The organism is Noviherbaspirillum malthae (assembly GCF_015352985.1).
In the GTDB taxonomy this organism is placed as follows: domain Bacteria; phylum Pseudomonadota; class Gammaproteobacteria; order Burkholderiales; family Burkholderiaceae_D; genus Noviherbaspirillum; species Noviherbaspirillum malthae.
On record NZ_JACYXF010000199.1, the window covers coordinates 1 to 718 of the forward strand.

Annotated in this window: 1 rRNA gene; it reads left to right on the forward strand. The window is 50.0% G+C overall.

Annotated features, from left to right (window positions below):
• Positions 1-179 precede the first annotated feature (179 nt).
• Positions 180-718 (forward strand): 23S ribosomal RNA (locus IGW03_RS37755); the annotation flags it as partial.

Here is a 718-nt window from a genome sequence, read left to right on the forward strand (position 1 = left end):
GGAGTTCACGTATGTGATGTGCGTGGATGAAGACTGGTGGGTTGTGATTGTCATCAATCATATGTATGAAAGAGTTCTCGATGCGGTAACACGCAGGCGAGTAGTCTGGAATACGGCATATTCATACTCAAGCTCTATAACGTGTTTTGGCTTCGCTGGCCGAGACGTCAACGTTATAGGGACAAGCGAATAAGTGCACATGGTGGATGCCTTGGCGATATCAGGCGATGAAGGACGTAGTAGCTTGCGATAAGCTGCGGGGAGTGAGCAAACACACTTTGATCCGCAGATTTCCGAATGGGGAAACCCGGCCCTCTGGGTCATCATTATCTGAATACATAGGGTAATGAAGCGAACGCGGCGAACTGAAACATCTAAGTAGCTGCAGGAAAAGACATCAACCGAGATTCCCAAAGTAGTGGCGAGCGAAATGGGACCAGCCTTTACGTGATAGTCGAACGGATAGTGGAATCCTCTGGAAATGGGAGCCATAGAGGGTGATAGCCCCTTACACGAAATCCGATCGGTGGTACTAAGCGTAAGACAAGTAGGGCGGGGCACGTGAAACCCTGTCTGAACATGGGGGGACCATCCTCCAAGGCTAAATACTCGATATCGACCGATAGTGAACCAGTACCGTGAGGGAAAGGCGAAAAGAACCCCGGAAGGGGAGTGAAATAGATCCTGAAACCGTGTGCATACAAACAGTCGGAGCCTC